This is a genomic window from Streptomyces sp. RKAG293 (assembly GCF_023701745.1).
Lineage (GTDB): Bacteria > Actinomycetota > Actinomycetes > Streptomycetales > Streptomycetaceae > Actinacidiphila.
Genome location: NZ_JAJOZB010000001.1, coordinates 3,360,217 through 3,375,818, shown reverse-complemented (window position 1 = coordinate 3,375,818; position 15,602 = coordinate 3,360,217). Strand labels below are relative to the sequence as shown.

General features: G+C 71.6%; 12 protein-coding genes and 2 tRNA genes. 10 read left to right on the top strand and 4 right to left on the bottom strand.

Features of this window, described 5'->3' with window-relative positions; genetic code table 11:
- Positions 1 to 74 precede the first annotated feature (74 nt).
- The 3 genes from rsfS to LNW72_RS15005 all read left to right on the top strand — a co-directional run bounded on the left by rsfS (position 75) and on the right by LNW72_RS15005 (position 1,326).
- On the top strand, positions 75 to 509 hold the full coding sequence (gene rsfS / locus LNW72_RS15015; RefSeq protein ID WP_138353142.1) for a ribosome silencing factor: 435 nt from the start codon (positions 75 to 77) through the stop codon (positions 507 to 509).
- Positions 506 to 1,159 carry a histidine phosphatase family protein gene (locus LNW72_RS15010; RefSeq protein WP_250980161.1) on the top strand — a complete coding sequence of 218 codons (654 nt, stop codon included), beginning with the start codon at positions 506 to 508 and terminating at the stop codon, positions 1,157 to 1,159. The genes rsfS and LNW72_RS15010 overlap by 4 nt, the downstream gene beginning before the upstream one ends.
- Before the next feature lie 94 nt (positions 1,160 to 1,253).
- A tRNA-Ala gene (locus tag LNW72_RS15005) sits at positions 1,254 to 1,326 on the top strand.
- A gap of 217 nt (positions 1,327 to 1,543) precedes the next feature.
- Here the strand turns inward: LNW72_RS15005 and LNW72_RS15000 are convergent.
- Entirely contained in the window at positions 1,544 to 2,494 is a 951-nt protein-coding gene (locus tag LNW72_RS15000; RefSeq protein WP_250975882.1) for a helix-turn-helix transcriptional regulator, read from the bottom strand.
- 102 nt (positions 2,495 to 2,596) lie between these two features.
- Between LNW72_RS15000 and LNW72_RS14995 the strand changes: the two genes are divergently transcribed.
- On the top strand, positions 2,597 to 4,045 hold the full coding sequence (locus LNW72_RS14995; RefSeq protein ID WP_250975881.1) for an MFS transporter: 1,449 nt from the start codon (positions 2,597 to 2,599) through the stop codon (positions 4,043 to 4,045).
- Positions 4,046 to 4,207: 162 nt separating this feature from the next.
- Here LNW72_RS14995 and LNW72_RS14990 read toward each other — a convergent pair whose 3' ends face one another.
- The gene (locus LNW72_RS14990; RefSeq protein ID WP_250975880.1) at positions 4,208 to 5,275 is read right to left on the bottom strand and encodes an alkene reductase; all 1,068 of its coding nucleotides are present in this window, start codon (positions 5,273 to 5,275) and stop codon (positions 4,208 to 4,210) included.
- Between the two features lie 90 nt (positions 5,276 to 5,365).
- Here LNW72_RS14990 and LNW72_RS14985 point away from each other — a divergent pair, with 90 nt between their 5' ends.
- On the top strand, positions 5,366 to 5,920 hold the full coding sequence (locus tag LNW72_RS14985) for a MarR family transcriptional regulator (protein ID WP_250975879.1): 555 nt from the start codon (positions 5,366 to 5,368) through the stop codon (positions 5,918 to 5,920).
- On the opposite strand, the gene LNW72_RS14980 is transcribed toward LNW72_RS14985, so the two are convergent.
- Complete coding sequence (locus LNW72_RS14980) at positions 5,910 to 7,265, bottom strand: glycosyltransferase 87 family protein (RefSeq protein ID WP_308401950.1); 1,356 nt, start codon at positions 7,263 to 7,265, stop codon at positions 5,910 to 5,912. The two genes, LNW72_RS14985 and LNW72_RS14980, sit on opposite strands and share 11 nt — an antisense overlap.
- A gap of 209 nt (positions 7,266 to 7,474) precedes the next feature.
- Between LNW72_RS14980 and LNW72_RS14975 the strand changes: the two genes are divergently transcribed.
- A tRNA-Ala gene (locus tag LNW72_RS14975) sits at positions 7,475 to 7,547 on the top strand.
- A 3-nt stretch (positions 7,548 to 7,550) separates the two neighbouring features.
- On the opposite strand, the gene LNW72_RS41655 is transcribed toward LNW72_RS14975, so the two are convergent.
- Complete coding sequence (locus LNW72_RS41655) at positions 7,551 to 8,354, bottom strand: hypothetical protein (RefSeq protein ID WP_308401949.1); 804 nt, start codon at positions 8,352 to 8,354, stop codon at positions 7,551 to 7,553.
- Positions 8,355 to 8,711: 357 nt separating this feature from the next.
- Between LNW72_RS41655 and LNW72_RS14965 the strand changes: the two genes are divergently transcribed.
- The 4 genes from LNW72_RS14965 to LNW72_RS14950 all read left to right on the top strand — a co-directional run bounded on the left by LNW72_RS14965 (position 8,712) and on the right by LNW72_RS14950 (position 15,533).
- Entirely contained in the window at positions 8,712 to 10,673 is a 1,962-nt protein-coding gene (locus tag LNW72_RS14965; RefSeq protein WP_250975878.1) for a S53 family peptidase, read from the top strand.
- Between the two features lie 264 nt (positions 10,674 to 10,937).
- On the top strand, positions 10,938 to 13,826 hold the full coding sequence (leuS, locus tag LNW72_RS14960) for a leucine--tRNA ligase (RefSeq protein WP_250975877.1): 2,889 nt from the start codon (positions 10,938 to 10,940) through the stop codon (positions 13,824 to 13,826).
- Positions 13,827 to 13,994: 168 nt separating this feature from the next.
- A complete protein-coding gene (locus LNW72_RS14955; RefSeq protein WP_308401948.1) occupies positions 13,995 to 14,606 on the top strand; it encodes a hypothetical protein in 612 nt (203 codons plus the stop codon).
- Positions 14,607 to 14,687: 81 nt separating this feature from the next.
- Positions 14,688 to 15,533, top strand: coding sequence for a DegV family protein (locus LNW72_RS14950; protein WP_250975876.1), 846 nt, complete (start codon positions 14,688 to 14,690; stop codon positions 15,531 to 15,533).
- Positions 15,534 to 15,602 lie beyond the last annotated feature (69 nt).

Here is a 15,602-nt window from a genome sequence, read left to right as displayed (position 1 = left end):
GGATAACGGGTCGGGGGCTGTCCGTGGGGCGTGAGACCCTGGAGAGACACGCCCTCGACCCGAAAGCCTCACCTGTGACCGCCACTGACCACTCCATCGAGCTCATCAAGGCCGCCGCGCAGGCCGCCGCCGACAAGCTCGCGCACGACATCATCGCCTATGACGTCAGCGACGTCCTCTCCATCACCGACGCGTTCCTGGTGGCCTCCGCCCCGAACGACCGGCAGGTCAAGGGCATCGTCGACGGCATCGAAGAGGCGCTCCTCAAGGAGCTGGGCACCAAGCCGGTGCGCCGCGAGGGCGAGCGCGACGGCCGCTGGGTGCTGCTCGACTACATCGACATCGTGGTCCACGTGCAGCACTCCGAGGAGCGTGTCTTCTACGCCCTCGAGCGGCTCTGGAAGGACTGCCCCGAGATCGAGCTGCCCGCCGACGCCGTCGCCACCCGCGGCAAGGGCGAGGAGCACGCGAAGCTGTACGCCGCCGAAGCGGATGGAGACCTGAGCTGAACGGGCACGCGACGGGCCGCGGCCGCCGGATCGTTCTTTGGCGGCACGGCCAGACCGAGTGGAACCTGGAGCAGCGCTTCCAGGGCAGTACCGACATTCCGCTGACCGCGGACGGTATCGCCCAGGCCCGGCGTGCCGCCAGGCTGCTCGGCGCTCTCGAACCGGCCGCGATCATCGCGTCCGACCTGCAGCGCGCCTCCGCGACGGCCGCCGAGCTGGCCGCCGTGACCGGCCTCGGCGTGACTCACTACGAGGGGCTGCGCGAGACCTACGCGGGGGACTGGCAGGGTCTGACCCACACGGAGATCGTCGCGCTGCACGGCGGGCAGTACGCCGCCTGGAAGCGCGGCGAGCCGGTACGGCGCGGCGGCGGTGAGCTGGAGACCGAGGTCGCGGACCGGGCGGCGCCCGTGGTGCTGGGCGAGGCCGACAAGCTGGCCGACGGCGGCACCCTGGTGGTGGTCAGCCACGGCGGCACGATCCGCACCACGATCGGCCGGCTGCTGGGGCTGGAAGCGGGCAACTGGGAGGCCCTCGGCGGTCTGTCGAACTGCTGCTGGTCGGTGCTGGGCGAGGGCGCGCGCGGTTGGCGGCTGCTGGAGCACAACGCGGGCACGCTGCCCGAACCGGTGCTCGGCGACGACAACTGATCCACTCCCCGGTGGATCACCGGGCGGATTTCGCATCTGCCCCGGAGACCGGTTAAGCTTCTTCTCGTTCCCAGCGCGAGCCGCTGGAAACGGCGGGGCTGTAGCTCAGTTGGTAGAGCGCTTGCATGGCATGCAAGAGGTCCGGAGTTCAATTCTCCGTAGCTCCACAATAAGGATCCCGTCCGATCACTGCGATCGGGCGGGATCTTTGCGTTTTCGCAGGTCAGCGGGGTGCGGCTCGGGCGTCGGACGTTCGCTGGCCCGGCGCGGGTCAGTCGATGGTGTCGCCGAGGGACTCGGAGAGGTGCCGCAGGGCATCGGCGAGGGCCGCCCGCTCGGGTTCGGTCAGTGCGGCGAGCAGCCGGTGTGCGGGTGTCCCGCCCCTTACGAGAGGCGGGACACCACCGGATCCGCCACCCGGCCGGGCACCCGCGCGGCCGCCCGTTCCGCTTCCCGTTCCGCCACGATCTCCGAGACCTTCCGCCGGTGCGCGGGGCAGCCGATCATCGGTTCGTCCATGGTGCGCAGCCGCTCGATCTGCGCGCGGCTCGTGTCGTCGGCCGGGGTGTAGACGACGATCCGGTGCTCGGCCATGCCGTCGATCGCCAGCGACACCGACGTCAGGTTGATCAGCCCGACCGACGCGTGCCGGAACACCTTGAGCCGGGGTCCCGGCGAGGCCACGTCGCCGCGTGCCCACATCTGGGCGAACTCCGGGCTCTCGTGGATCAGGCGCGCGATGAACGTCTCCCAGACCGGCTCCCCGACATGCCGGCCGTACGCCGCGCGCAACTGACCGACCATGCGGGGCAGTTCCTCGTCGCTGTTCACCATCGACGAGCAGCACTCCGGGATGGTGAACAGCTTCAGCAGCACATTGCGTTCCGCGCGCGGGACGAACGCGGTCGCCGGCCAGATGTCGCGGTAGGCGGCGTTGGAGGCCTGTACGTCGTAGCGCGCGCTGTAGACGACGGCGGGCAGCGGGTCCAGGGCGTCGAGGATGCCCTGCACCTCCTCGCCCACCACCTCCGCGTCGGAGACGTCCTGGCGGACGAACGGCACTCCGGCCAGCCGGTAGAGGTGCTCGCGTTCGGTCACGTCGAGCTGGAGCACCCGGCCGACCGCGTCCAGTACCTGCACACTGGCGTTGATCGGGCGGCCCTGTTCCAGCCACGTGTACCAGGTGACCCCGACCCCGGCGAGCTGCGCGACCTCCTCGCGCCGCAGACCGGGGGTACGGCGCCGCATTCCCGGCGGCATGCCGACGTCCGCGGGGGTGATGCGGGCGCGGCGGCTGCGGAGAAAGGCGGCCAGCTCGGTGCGGCGTTGGGGCATCTCCCCATCCTCCATCGGGCCGGGCGCGCTTGCCAGGTGCTGCCGGTACCAGCATCACAGGGCTCTCGTTACCAGTAGCGCGCCGCGCGCAGGCTGGCGGGCATGACGAATTCCGTGCTCCCGTTCCCCGTCACCGACAAGGAGACCATCCCCGGCGCCGACCGGCGTCCGCGCACCGGCCTGCTGCTCGGCATCATCCTGACGGGCCAGTTCATGGCCCTGCTCGACGTCTTCATCGTGAACGTCGCCGCGCCCACCATCCGTACCGATCTGCACGCCTCGGGTGCCGGGCTGCAGCTCATCGTGGCCGGCTACACGATCGCGTACGCCGTGCTGCTGATCACCGGCGCCCGGATCGGTGATCTGCTCGGCCACCGGCGGGTCTTCCTGTCAGGACTGGCCCTCTTCACGGCCTCGTCGCTGGCCTGCGGCCTGGCCCAGTCCACGGGTCAGCTGATCGGTTTCCGGTTCGTCCAAGGCGCCGGTTCGGCCCTGATGATTCCGCAGGTGCTCAGCCTGATCCAGCTGACGTTCACCGGCGAGGCACGGTCGAAGGCGCTCAGTGTCTACTCGGCGGTGATCGCCTCCGGCGCGGCGATCGGCCAGTCGCTCGGCGGGGTGCTGGTCAGCGCGGACCTGTTCGGCACCGGCTGGCGGCCGGTGTTCCTGGTGAACGTGCCGATCGGGCTGGTCCTGCTGGTCGTCGCGCCGCGGGTGATCCCGGCCGACGTCCGCAGCGCCCCCGAACGGCGGCGCGGGCTCGACCTGCCGGGACTCCTGGCGCTGGGCGCCGCGGTGACGCTCTTCACCGTGCCGCTGGTACTCGGGCAGGAGGAGGGCTGGCCGGCGTGGGGCTGGATCTGCCTGGGCCTGAGCGTGGTCCTGTTCGCGCTGTTCACGGTGCTGGAGTCGCGGCTGGCGCGCCGCGGCGGCGCCCCGCTGGTGTCCGGGCGGGTGCTGCGGGCGCCGGGGATGGCGCGGGCGGCGACGATGATCGGCCTGGCCATGGCGGTCAACGCGGGCTTCCTGTTCAGCATCGCCCTGCATCTGCAGACCGGGCTGGGGGACAGCGCGCTGCGCACCGGCCTCACCTTCGCCGTCGCGGCGGTGTTCTTCGGCGGGGTCGGCCTCAACTGGCGCCGTCTGCCGTCGAGCTGGCACCGGTGGCTGGCCCCGGCCGGCTTCACCGTCGCGGCCCTCTCGTTCGCCGTGCTCGGTCTGGCGCTGCGCGGCGGCGGACACGGCGGGTTCGCGCTCTTCGCCGGACTGGCGGGGATCGGTACGGGGCTGGGCGCGGCGTTCAGCCCGACCCTCACCCGCGCGCTGGGGGCGGTGGCCCCGCAGGACGCGGCCGACGCCAGCGGGCTGCTGGCCACCGTCACCCAGCTCGGCATGCTGGTGGGCGTGGCCACCCTCGGCACCCTGTTCCTGAACCGCCTCGACGTCGCGGGGCCGCACCCCGCGGCCCATGCCTTCGCGGTGACCGCGGCGGCGTTGACCGTCGTCGCCGTGGTCGGGGCGCTGCTGGGGCTGCGCCGCGACAAGGCGTAGCCGCGCCGCATGGAGCCGGGGGGACGTGGTCGGGCCGGATGAGCCAGGCCGGACGGAGCCAGGACCGCCTCCCCGCATCCCGGCTTCCGTCCGCCCCTGGCTCCGGCTCCGGCCCCCGCTCCGACCGCCTCGCCGCGAACCGTTCCGCTCCGCCCGCTCCGTTCAGACCAGCGCCGGATAGTCGGTGAAGCCGCGCTCGTCTCCGCCGAAGAACGTGGCGGAGTCGGGGGTGTTGTACGGGCCGCCGGCCGCGAGGCGGCGCGGCAGGTCGGGGTTGGCGAGGAACAGGGCACCGTAGGACACCAGGTCCGCGGTGCCGTCCTCGATGAGGGCGAGCGCGTCGGGACCGGTGGGACGCCGCTCGGTCCAGACGTTGAGAACGAGGGTGCCGGCGTACTGCTTGCGCAGCCGCAGTGTCAGCTCGCGGTCGGCCCCCTCGACCAGGTGCAGATACGCCAGGCCGAGCGGTTCCACCGCGCGCACCAGGGCGCTGTAGACGGCCTCCGGCTCGGGCTCGGCGATGTCGTTGTACGGGTTTCCGGGGGAGATCCGCAGACCGGTGCGGTCGGCGCCGATCGCACCGGCCACCGCGCGCGTCACCTCGACGGCGAACCGGATGCGGTCCTCGTCCTCGCCGCCCCACTCGTCGGTGCGGCGGTTGGTGTTGGGGGCCAGGAACTGGTGGACCAGATAGCCGTTGGCGCCGTGGATCTCGACCCCGTCGAAGCCGGCCTCGATCGCGTTGCGGGCGGCGGTCGCGAAGTCGGCGATGGTCCGCCGGATCTCCGCGTCGTCCAGCTCACGCGGCGCGATGAACTCCTTCGGCCCCTCATGGGTGTACACCCGGCCCTCGGCGGCCACCGGTGAGGCGCTGACCGGGACGAGCCCGTCCGGCAGCAGGTCCGGGTGGCCGATCCGGCCGGCGTGCATCAGCTGGGCGAAGATCCGGCCGTCCGCCGCGTGCACGGCGTCGGTCACCGTCCGCCAGGCGGCGATCTGCTCCGCGCTGTGCAGCCCGGGGGTGTCGGGGTAGCCCTGGCCGACGGCACTGGGCTGGATCCCCTCGGTGATGATCAGCCCGGCCGAGGCGCGCTGGGCGTAGTACTCGGCCATCGCCGGGGTCGGGGTGGCGCCGGGACCGTAGGCCCGGCTGCGGGTCATCGGGGCCATCGCTATGCGGTTGGGAAGCCGGGTACCGGCGAGGTCGATGGGGTCGAAGGCATTGGACATCGGGGTCTCCCCAAGAAGTTATGTGGTCGGCCAACCAATCAACCGCGTAGCGCCGCGGCACATTCCTTGGCCGGCCAACATAATGGGTTCATGACCCCGACGAGCCGCCCCGCGGCCACCGAAGAACCCGCCTGTACGCCGCCGCCGGCCCCCGCCGGCCGTACCGGCATCAGCCACGCGGTGTTCCGCACCGCCCGCGCCCACCGCATGGCCGCCGGCCGGCTGCTGCGCGGCGCCGGGCTCTACGCGGGACAGGAGCTGCTGATGATGCGGCTGTGGGACGCGGGACCCCAGCGGCAGGCCGAGCTGATCAAGCTGCTGGACCTCGACCCCTCGACCGTGACGAGGATGGTGCAGCGCCTCGAACAGTCCGGTCTGGTCACCCGCCGCCCCGACCCCGACGACGGGCGCGCGGTCCTCGTCGAGGCGACCGAGGACGGCCACGCGCTGCGCGCGCCCGTCGAGGACGCGTGGCGGAAGCTGGAGGAGATCACCGTCGCGGGGCTGTCGGCCGACGACCGCCGGGAACTGGCCCGGCTGCTGGCCCGGGTCGAGGACAACCTGCTCTGCCGTGGCATGGGTGGGACGGACGAGGCGGATGTGACGGGGGCGACCGCCGAAGCAGGGGGGTCGGTCAGCGGTTGACGTAGTCGTACGCGGCCGACCGCCGCGACGACAGCACGGGCGTGGAACGCCGCCGTCGGCGCGGATCGTTGCGGAAGGCCTGGAACGCCACCGTGCCGGTCACCGTGAGGAAGGCGGCGCCGATCACCGGATAGACCGCGGACAACATCATCTGCCCGCCGTTCTGCCCCAGTTCGAACCGCCCGGCGCCGTGCGGGACCAGCCACAGCATGAACGAGCAGAACAGCGCCCCCGTCAGGGCCGTCCCCGCCGCCCACAGCGCGTCCCGGCGGCGCAGCGCCTCGGTGGCGAGCAGGACCACCATCGGCACCCCCCACACCCAGTGGTGCGACCAGGAGATCGGGCTGACCAGCAGCGCGGTCACCGCGCAGGCCACCGTCGCCCAGGCCACGTTGTACGGGAGCCGGTCCCCGGCGAGCAGCGCCGCGACCGCGACGGCCAGGCCCGCGCAGCCGACGGCGGCGGCCGCCAGCAGCCAGCCGCTGCCCGGGTCGCCGGTGTGCAGGGCGCGGGCGAAGATCCCGCGCAGCGACTGGTTGGCGGTGTCCTCGCCGAAGCCGACCCGGTCCGCCGCGAAGAGCATCTCGGTCCAGAACCGCCGTGAGTCGTGGGGCAGCGCCACCGCGGCCATCGCCACCGTCCCGATGAACGTGACGACGGCCACCGCGGCCCGCCGCAGGTGCGGATTCCAGGGGCTGTGGCCGCGGCGCAGCCGCCGCCAGCCCAGCGCCACCCCGGCCAGCGCCAGCAACACCGCGAACAGCGCGGGCGTCAGCTTGATGCCCGCAGCGATCCCGGTCCCGAACCCGGCCCAGCGGTGGCTCGCGCGCCGTGTCAGGTCCCACAGCACCAGCACGGCCAGCAGCAGGTTGATCTGCCCGTACCGCAGGGTCGTCCACACCGGCTCGCACCACACCGCGACCGCCGCGACGGCCAGCGTCACCGCCGCGGCCGGCAGCTTGACCGGCCGCCCGGTCAGCCGCAGCGACAGATGCACCAGCGCCACCAGCAGGCCCAGGTTCGCCACCGTCGCCACCGCGCGCATCCCGCCCACGCCGATCCACGTCAGCGGCATGAACATCAGCGCGGCGAAGGGTGGATACGTGGTCGGGAGGTTCGCGTACGTGGCCCGCATGTCGTACAGGTCGCCGCCGTTGCGCACGGTCGCGCCCTCGGCCCGGTAGACCATCAGGTCGATCATCGACACATGGGAGGCGCGCTGCGCCATCCAGAAGCCGGCGAAGGAGACCAGGCAGACCGCCGCGGCGAGCAGCGTCGGTCGCCGCAGAATGAACGTCCTGGCCGCAATCATGCGGGTGTCGGCGGTCAGCTGCGTCGCTGTCACAGTGCGCTGCTCCAGGGAGACTGGTGGGGGGCACGGGGCGCCGGTGAACCTGGCACGGAATCCCGACATTACCTGGCTCGGCCTCGGAACAGCAGGGCAACGGTTCCTCCAGGTGAGCCCCCGGCTTCCCGGTAAACGATTTGGCGAAACACCCCCAGGGCCGTGTAATGTATGCCGAGTCGCCGGGGGAACCCGGCGGGGCACAACGCGGGGCTGTAGCTCAGTTGGTAGAGCGCTTGCATGGCATGCAAGAGGTCCGGAGTTCAATTCTCCGTAGCTCCACAATCAGAAGGCCCGATCGCCGAACCGGTGGTCGGGCCTTTTTCGTCTTCTCGTCCGTCCTTCTCCGCGAGCCGCGGCGCCGGCGCCGGGAGGCCGCCGGTCACCGCCGCCACCGCGGTCGTCGCGCGGCGGGCGCAGCCGTACGACGAGGGCGGCGGCGACGGCCACCAGGCACAGGGCGTACGCGGCGACCACCCAGCCGGCGGGGGCGCGGCCGGCCCTGAGGCCGTGCACGATCGCCAGACACCAGGAGACGTACGCGCAGGAGTGCAGCACCCGCCACCGGCCGGCCCGCCCCCGGCCCGCGAAGGCACTGCGCAGCGCGCCCGTCACGGCGGCGAGCACCATGAGGTAGCCGGACAGGGTGCCGAGCGCGATCAGCACCGCGCCGCCCCGCGGGCCGAACGGCAGCAGTCCGGAGGGGAGCAGCGCGCCGGAGACCGGGACCCGTCCGACCGAGATCTGCACCGAGACGTGCAGCACCAGGAAGCCGAGCGCGCCGACGGCGGTGGCGCGGTGCACGGCCTGGGCGAGCAGCCGGTGACGCGGTCCCAACAGCGTGCGGTCGGTGGAGATCAGACCCCAGACGACGGTCGCGGTGAGCGACACCAGGGTGAGCACGCCGGAGGTGAACCGGAGGTATCCGCGCATTCCCGGCCCCGAGGTGAAGGCCAGGGTGAGGACGCCGGCGGTGGTCGCGGTGCCCACGGCGATACGGAGCACCGTGCGCGCGGAGCCGGGCCCCGCCCGGTCGTTGACGCCGCGGGTCCGCTGCTCCCGGTGCGCGCGGTGCTGGCGCATTCGCATGACCGGGACGCTAGGCGGGCCGGCGGAGCCCGGCGGCCGGCTTCCGACAACTCCGGCCGCGCCGTTGCCGCCGCTGCTAACGTCGTCCGTTCAGGTACCGGATTCCCTTTCGGCGCCCGCCGATCGGGCCGCGGTTCCCATCGGCCCGGCCACGGTTCCCGCCGGCCGGGTCCTGCCTCCGGCGCCTCGTGACCGGCGCGCCGCGCTTACCGTTCGCTGGCGTTTCCTTGGCCTGCTCTTGGCAATTGCATGCCCCTGACATGAGCTTATCGGCGAAAGAGTGGCGCTCTGCGGTACGAGCCGTACGCATAGCGGCGACACCGTAATCGGCGTCAACTCGCTTCGCATGGGGGTTTCATGAGATTTGAGCGCAAAAGAACGCGTGCCGGACTGGCGGTGGCCGCAGCGCTGCCGCTGATGGCCGGCGCGCTCGCGCTGGGCACACCTGCCGCGCAGGCCGACCAACCGCACGACAGGCAGCTGCTCAGTGGCACCAAGCCGCTGTGGGCGACCGCCAATGCGGACAAGGGCGACACGGCGGACGCCAGTGGCGTCACCGCCCGTGTCTACCTGGCGGGCCGGGACGCGAAGGGCCTCACGGCCTATGCGACCGCGGTTTCCGACCCGAACTCGGCTTCCTACGGCAAGTATCTGACCGCGGCGCAGACGCAGGCGCGGTTCGGTGCGACGAAGGACCAGATAGCCCAGGTCACCGCCTGGCTGAAGTCCTCGGGCCTCAAGGTGACCGGTACCACCCAGCACTACATCACCGTGAGCGGTGACGTGGCGGCCGCGGAGAAGGCGTTCGGCACCCAGCTGCACAACTTCACCAAGGACGGCAAGACTTACCACGCCCCGGCGACGACGGCCTCCGCGCCGGCGGCGCTGAACGGCGCGGTGCTCACGGTCGTCGGCCTGGACAACGCTCCCAAGATCGCCAAGCACGACGAGGCGCTGCCGCCTCCCGGCGCGGTGTTCAAGAACGCCGGGCCGTTCTCGAGCTACTTCGGCTCGAACACCAACAAGAAGCTCCCCTCCGCCTACGGCACCAAGGCGCCGTACGCGATCAAGGGCTACACCGGCAAGGACCTGCGCGCCGCCTACGGTGCGAAGAGCTACACCGGTAAGAACGTCACGGTCGCGATCACGGACGCGTACGCCTCGCCGTACATCGTCCAGGACGCGAAGAAGTACGCCAAGAACAACGGTGACCAGGCGTACCGCAAGGGCCAGCTCTCCCAGGTGCTGCCCGCCGACTACAACTCGACCGAGGCCTGCGACGCGGGTGGCTGGTACGGCGAGGAGACGCTCGACGTCGAGGCCGTGCACGCCGTGGCCCCCGACGCCGACATCGTCTACGTCGGTGGCGCGTCCTGCCAGGACAACGACCTGCTCGACGCCCTGAACAAGGTCGTCGACGGCCGGCTCGCCGACATCGTCTCCAACTCGTGGGGCGACGTCGAGGCCAACGAGACCCCGGACGTGGCCGCGGCCTACGACCAGGTCTTCCTGCAGGGTGCTGTCGAGGGCATCGGCTTCTACTTCTCCTCCGGTGACTCCGGCGACAACGTCGCCAAGACCGGTAAGAAGCAGGTCGACACCCCCGGAAACTCCCCCTGGGCCACCTCGGTCGGCGGCACCTCGCTGAACGTCGGCAAGGGTGAGAAGTACCAGTGGGAGACCGGATGGGGCACCGAGAAGGCTGTGCTGTCGACTGACGGCAACAGCTGGACGGGCTTCCCGGGCGCCTACACCTCGGGCGCGGGCGGCGGCACCAGCAACCTCTACGCGCAGCCGTTCTACCAGCGCAACATCGTTCCGGATTCGCTCGCCCTCGCCAACGGCGGCGGCGTGAAGCAGCGCGTCGAGCCGGACATCTCGGCGGTCGCCGACCCGAACACCGGCTTCCTGGTCGGTCAGACCCAGTCCCTCGCGGACGGGTCGCTGGCGTACAGCGAGTACCGGATCGGCGGCACCTCGCTCGCCGCCCCGGTGATCGCCGGCGTCCAGGCCCTCGTGCAGCAGGCGCGGCACGGGATCCCGGTCGGCTTCGCCAACCCGCTGATCTACGACCGGTACGCCACCTCGGCCTACCACGACGTCACGGACCACCCGCTGGGCCAGGGCCGTGACCAGGCGGTCGTCCGCGTTGACTTCGTCAACGGGGTCGACGCGGCGGACGGCACGACCACGTCGCTCCGCAGCCTCGGCAAGGACGCGTCGCTGCACGCCACGGTCGGCTTCGACGACGTCACCGGCGTCGGTACCCCTGGTGCCGACTACGTGACCTCGTACCTGCCGAAGAAGAACCACCGCTGACCACACGGTCGGCGCACGGGCTGAGCTCCTGAGCCGGTGCACGGGCCCGCACCGGGGCATTCCCGGTGCGGGCCCCTCGCGCGCTGCGGTAACCTGACCCCATGCGTGCCGTACGCCTTCTGCTTAGCAAGCCGCACTGACAGCGATCCACAGCGATCCGAGTCAGTGCGGCGGCCCCTCCTGTGCGAGGGGTTTTTTCGTTTCCGCAGGCAGGCAGCAGACGCGGCGTACGCCCGTCATGATCACGATGGAGCTTCGAGGACGATGAGCGAGACCACCGCCGCCACTGAGGCAGCCGAGCCGCACCGTACCGTGCCGACCTTCAAGTACACCGCTCAGCTGGCCGCCGACATCGAGGCCCGCTGGCAGGACTTCTGGGAGGCCTCGGGCACCTACGAGGCGCCGAACCCCAGCGGTGACCTGGCGGGCGACGCTGAGCTGGCCGCCAAGCCCAAGAAATTCATCATGGACATGTTCCCGTACCCCTCGGGCTCGGGACTGCACGTCGGCCACCCGCTGGGCTACATCGCCACCGATGTGTACGCCCGCCACCAGCGGATGACCGGCCACAACGTGCTGCACACGCTGGGCTTCGACTCCTTCGGGCTGCCCGCCGAGCAGCACGCGGTCGCCACCGGGACGCACCCGCGGGCCTCCACCGAGGACGCCATCGAGAACATGCGGCGCCAGCTGCGCCGGCTGGGCCTGGGCCACGACATGCGCCGGTCGGTCGAGACGATCGACCCGGCGTACTACAAGTGGACCCAGTGGATCTTCCTGCAGATCTTCAACTCCTGGTACGACGAGGAGGCGGGCCGGGCCCGTCCGATCGACACCCTGGTCGCACAGTTCGCCTCCGGCGCCCGCCCGACCCCCGACGGCCGTGCCTGGGACGCGCTGACCGCCATCGAGCGCTCCGACCTGCTGGGTGAGTACCGGCTGGCGTACGCGTCCGAGTCGCGCGTCAACTGGTGCCCGGGTCTGGGCACCGTCCTGGCGAACGAGGAGGTCACCGCGGACGGCCGCTCCGAGCGCGGCAACTTCCCGGTCTTCAAGTCCAAGCTGCGCCAGTGGAACATGCGCATCACCGCTTACGCGGACCGGCTGATCGACGACCTGGAGCCGCTGGACTGGCCCGAGGCCATCAAGCTGCAGCAGCGCAACTGGATCGGCCGCTCCGAGGGCGCCCGGGTCGACTTCGCCGTCGGCGACGAGAAGATCACCGTCTTCACGACCCGCCAGGACACGCTGTTCGGCGCCACCTACATGGTGCTGGCGCCCGAGCACGAGCTGGTCGAGACGGTCGTCCCGGCCGCCTGGCCCGAGGGCACCCACGACGTGTGGACCGGCGGGCACGCCACCCCGGGCGAGGCCGTGGCCGCGTACCGCAAGATGGCCGCCGCCAAGTCCGACGTCGAGCGGCAGGCCGACGCCAAGGAGAAGACCGGCGTCTTCACCGGCGCCTACGCCGTGAACCCGGTCAGCGGGGACCAGGTCCCGGTCTTCATCGCCGACTACGTGCTGATGGGCTACGGCACCGGCGCGATCATGGCCGTCCCGGCGCACGACAGCCGCGACTTCGCCTTCGCCCGCGCCTTCGAGCTGCCGATGCGCTGTGTCGTCCAGCCCTCCGACGGCCGCGGCACCGACCCGGCGGGGTGGGACGACGCCTTCGCCTCGTACGAGGCGAAGCTGGTCAACTCCGCCAACGACGAGTTCTCCCTGGACGGCCTGGGCGTCGCCGACGCCAAGGCGCGGATCACCGAGTGGCTGGCCGGCCGCGGTATCGGTGCGGCCACCGTCAACTTCCGGCTGCGCGACTGGCTGTTCAGCCGGCAGCGCTACTGGGGCGAGCCCTTCCCGATCGTCTACGACGAGGCCGGCGTGGCGCACCCGCTGCCCGAGTCGATGCTGCCGCTGGAGCTGCCGGAGGTCGACGACTACTCGCCGCGCACCTTCGACCCGGACGACGCCGACACCCGCCCGGAGACCCCGCTGTCCCGCAACGCGGACTGGGTGAACGTCGACCTGGACCTGGGTGACGGCAACGGGATCCGGCGCTACCGCCGCGAGACCAACACCATGCCCAACTGGGCCGGCTCCTGCTGGTACGAGCTGCGCTACCTGGACCCGAACAACAGCGAGCGGCTGGTCGACCCCGCGATCGAGCAGTACTGGATGGGCCCGCGCGAGGGCCAGCCGCACGGCGGCGTCGACCTGTACGTCGGCGGCGCCGAGCACGCCGTGCTGCACCTGCTGTACGCGCGCTTCTGGTCCAAGGTGCTGTTCGACCTGGGGCACATCTCGTCCTCCGAGCCGTTCCACAAGCTGTACAACCAGGGCATGATCCAGGCGTTCGTTTACCGCGACAGCCGCGGCTTCCCGGTGCCGGCCACCGAGGTCGAGGAGCGCGACGGGGCCTACTTCCACCAGGGCGAGCCCGTCAGCCGCGTGCTGGGCAAGATGGGCAAGTCCCTGAAGAACGCCGTCACCCCGGACGAGATCTGCGCCGAGTACGGCGCGGACACCCTGCGCCTGTACGAGATGGCGATGGGCCCGCTGGACGTCTCGCGCCCCTGGGACACCCGCGCGGTGGTCGGCCAGTACCGGCTGCTGCAGCGGCTGTGGCGCAATGTCGTCGACGAGGAGACCGGTGAGGTCACCGTCTCCGACGCCGAGCCGGACGAGGCGACGCTGCGCGCGCTGCACAAGGCGATCGACGGCGTCGGCCAGGACATGGCGGGCCTGCGCTTCAACACCGCCATCGCCAAGGTCACCGAGCTGAACAACTTCCTGACCAAGGCGGGCAGGGCGGTGCCGCGTGCCATCGCCGAGCCGCTGGTGCTGCTGGTCGCCCCGCTGGCCCCGCACATCGCCGAGGAGCTGTGGCGCAGGCTGGGCCACGACGGCTCGCTGGTCCACGCGCCGTTCCCGGTCGCGGACCCGGCGCTGGTCCAGGACGAGGCCGTGATCTGCGTCGTCCAGATCAAGGGCAAGGTCAAGGCACGCCTGGAGGTGCCGCCGACGATCTCCGACGCGGACCTGGAGGCACTGGCACTGGCGGACGCGGGTGTGGTCGCGGCGCTGGGCGGGGCCGCGGTGCGCAAGGTGATCGTGCGGGCGCCGAAGCTGGTCAACATCGTCACCGGCTGACGCCACGGAGTGCGCTGAACCCCTGGTGTCCGGCGGTGCGCCGGGTACCAGGGGTTTCCCTTACGGGCGGATTGGGGGTTCGTACAGAGCCACCGATCCGCCCGGTGCGTTTACCGTTGACGGTGGGCCCACCCGGCTGCCCGCGCCCGTTCGACCGGAGGAGCACCCGTGGATATCGCCGTCGTTGTGCTGCTGCTGCTCTTCGCGTCGTTCGTGGCGGTGGGCGTCGTCGTCACCGTACGGACCGTGCGAGCGGTGAAGCGCGGCGTGGAGCGCGGCAGCGCGCAGGCCCGCCGGGTCGTCGAGGACACCGCGCTCAAGGCCCGCCGCTACACGCTGATGGGGGCGGCGGGGGAGCTGGCGCAACTCCGGCTGGATCTGCGCACCTCCATCGACAGCACCTACCGGGCGCTGGAGGCCGGTTCCGCCGAGGACGCCTCGCTCTCCGAGGCGTCCGCCCTGCTCGCCCGGCTCAACGATCACGCGCGGGTGCTGGACACCGAGCTGAAGGTGCTGGAGCGGGAGCCGGACAAGGCGCGGATCGCCGACCGGCTGCCGTCCCTGGCCGAGCGCACCGAGCGGATCACCCATTCCGCGGACGCGCTGCGCTGGGCCGCCCAGGACCGGGCCCGGCAGTTCGCCGACGACGATCTGACCGCCCTGGCGCAGCAGATCGACATCGAGGCCGGAGCCCTGCGGCACTGGGCGCCCAGCACACTGCCGGCCGGTGGCCCCACGGGCGGCCCCGCCGGCGATCCCAAGCACATCAGCCGATCTTGACCCGGGCCGCACAAGCAGATCAGCCGATCTTGACCCGGGCCGCACTGTCGCCACGCCCGGGCCCCGGGTAACCTCCCGCACATGTCCCCGCATGTCGCTATCGTCACGGATTCCACGGCCTACCTGTCGCAGGAGGCCCTGGCCCGGCACGGCATCACCGTCGTTCCGCTGACCGTGGTGATCGGCGACGAGGCGTTCGAAGAGGGCACGGAGATCTCCGCCCCTGCGGTCGCCAGAGCCCTGCAGCGCAGGCGTCCGGTGACCACCTCGCGACCCGGCCCGGCGGAGTTCGCCGCGTGCTACCGGGCCGCCGCGGAGGCGGGGGCGGACCACATCGTCTCGCTGCATCTGTCCGCGGAGTTCTCCGGGACCCATGACGCGGCGCTGGTCGCCGCGCGCGACTCGCCCGTTCCGGTACGGGTCGTCGACACCGGAATGGTCGCGATGGCGCTCGGTTTCACGGTCCTGGCGGCGGCCGAGACCGCCGGGTCCGGGGGGACGGCCGACGAGGTCGTGGCCGCAGCCGAGAAGCGCGCGGCGGACACCCTGGCGTACTTCTACGTCGACACCCTGGACTATCTGCGGCGCGGTGGCCGGATCGGTGCGGCGCAGGCGCTGTTCGGGTCGGCGCTGGCGGTCAAGCCGATCCTGCAGCTGGTGGACGGCAGGATCGAGCTGCTGGAGAAGGTCCGTACGGCCTCCCGGGCCATCACGCGGCTGGAGGAGATCGTCGTCGAACGGGCCGGCAGCCGGCGGGTGGCCATCGCGGTCCACCACCTGGCCGCCGCCGACCGTGCGGCGGCGCTGGCCGAACGGCTGCGGGAGCGGGTGCCGGGGCTGGACGAGCTGGTGGTCAGCGAGGTGGGCGCGGTGATCGGCGCACACGCGGGGCCGGGGCTGCTCGGAGCGGTGATTTCACCTCATTGAGTGAGCGAGTTGTCCACAACTCATGGGTTATCCACAGGATTTGGCAGTGATCATCTTCGTTCGGTGATT